The sequence below is a fragment of the Streptomyces fulvoviolaceus genome, from assembly GCF_000718165.1.
In the GTDB taxonomy this organism is placed as follows: domain Bacteria; phylum Actinomycetota; class Actinomycetes; order Streptomycetales; family Streptomycetaceae; genus Streptomyces; species Streptomyces fulvoviolaceus.
Genome location: NZ_JOEY01000205.1, coordinates 1 through 292, shown reverse-complemented (window position 1 = coordinate 292; position 292 = coordinate 1). Strand labels below are relative to the sequence as shown.

Here is a 292-nt window from a genome sequence, read left to right as displayed (position 1 = left end):
GGTCTGGTCCGGGGTCGCGATCGGCTTCGCCTTCAACACCAAGATGATGCAGGCCTACGTCGTCCTGCCCGCCTTCTTCCTCGTCTACCTCTGGGCCGCGAACGGCTCCCTCGGCAAGCGCCTGCGCAACCTCGCCGCCGGCACCCTCGCCCTGATCGTCTCCAGCGCCTGGTGGATGGTCATCGTCGACCTGATCCCCGCCTCCTCCCGCCCCTACATCGGCGGCTCCACCGACAACACCGTGTGGGACCTGGTCATCGGCTACAACGGCTTCGGCCGCATCTTCGGCGCC

At 67.8% G+C, this 292-nt stretch carries 1 protein-coding gene; it reads left to right on the top strand.

Going from position 1 to position 292, the window contains the following annotated elements; translation table 11 throughout:
• The coding region (locus IG08_RS55525; RefSeq protein ID WP_043457844.1) for a glycosyltransferase family 39 protein at positions 1–292 on the top strand (292 nt) is incomplete at both ends.